Annotated in this window: 1 protein-coding gene; it reads right to left on the bottom strand. The window is 61.0% G+C overall.

Annotated elements, in window-relative coordinates; all coding sequences use genetic code 11:
* Positions 1-426, bottom strand: a 426-nt coding sequence (locus I6F37_RS41295) for a hypothetical protein (protein ID WP_225154564.1), incomplete at both ends; no start/stop codon positions are given.

Raw genomic sequence — 426 nt, forward strand, 5'->3', positions numbered from 1 at the left:
GCAATCCCCTCGCCAAGCCCATTGATCAGCCGCCAACCGTGGTCGTACAGCATCATCGCGAAGTCGCCAATGGCGGTCAGGATTCTCCCCGGTATCCCGCCAAGCGCCGAGTTGATCGCCGACCACGCATCGGCAATACCATCACCAAGTCCGTTGATCAGCTGCCACCCGTGGGTGTACAGCGTCAACACCAAGCTGCCCATCGCCAGCAGGATTCTCCCCGGCAACCCGGTCACCCATGACTGAATCGCCGACCACGCATCCGCGATGCCGTTCCCCAACCCATTGAGCAATTGCCACCCGTGGTCGTACAACATCCATGCCAGATCGCCGAGGTTACTGATCGCCGTCGTAATCCCGGTCAGGATCGACGCCCCGATTCCTGCCCAGTCAATGTCGCCCAGCGTGTCCGTGATGAAGTCCCAC

It is taken from the genome of Bradyrhizobium sp. NBAIM08 (genome assembly GCF_020193935.1).
In the GTDB taxonomy this organism is placed as follows: Bacteria; Pseudomonadota; Alphaproteobacteria; order Rhizobiales; family Xanthobacteraceae; genus Bradyrhizobium; species Bradyrhizobium yuanmingense.